Annotated in this window: 1 protein-coding gene; it reads right to left on the bottom strand. The window is 49.7% G+C overall.

The genetic code is table 11. The features are described 5' to 3' along the window. Positions 1–172: 172 nt before the first annotated feature. Positions 173–523, bottom strand: coding sequence for a helix-turn-helix domain-containing protein (locus tag EII32_RS11525; RefSeq protein WP_255416468.1), 351 nt, complete (start codon positions 521–523; stop codon positions 173–175). Between the last annotated feature and the right edge of the window lie 66 nt (positions 524–589).

Raw genomic sequence — 589 nt, 5'->3', positions numbered from 1 at the left:
GTCTTTTGCCCGTCTGCTGTTCGTACTTGCGCCGGCCTTTCTCCGATCAGCCCCAACGGTAAACGTCCCTTGCTAGCATGCCGGCTTCGTCCATGTAGAGGATACGCTCTGCGTCCAGGTATTATTTGCCATACAAAGCGTTGCTGTGCGCTTTTGTCACCTTCGGCATAGGTCAGGCTCTTTTTTTATGCGTAAATCCGAGCCGGTGCACCCAACGGCGTAGCGCTTCATAGCGGATTTTGCGCCCAAAACGCCGTTCAAAAGGGATGAGGAGATCGGAGATCGTGTTAAACGGGGTTTCCTGGAGAAACTGACGAAAGGCTTCAATGTTTTGAACGTGATGACTATGCCCTTTCTGATACTTTTCTTTGGCACAAGTTCTGCCTTCTTCCGCATAGATGCGCAGCCATTGGTCAAGGGTAGAGCGCTGTATCTTGAAGATTGTGCAGACTTCTGTCTTTTTCATGCCTTGTTCCAGGTGTGCTGCAATGGCTCTTTCTCTCATGGCTTGAGGGTATGGCATGGGTGGTCTCCGGGGAAATTGCTTGTTGTATAAAATTTAGAGGGGATTGCTATAATGACTCAGGAC

This window comes from Prevotella sp. OH937_COT-195 (genome assembly GCF_003932845.1).
Taxonomy (GTDB): Bacteria; Bacteroidota; Bacteroidia; order Bacteroidales; family Bacteroidaceae; genus Prevotella.
Note: the sequence above shows the minus strand (reverse complement) of the source record. Positions and strands in the feature narration are given on the sequence as shown.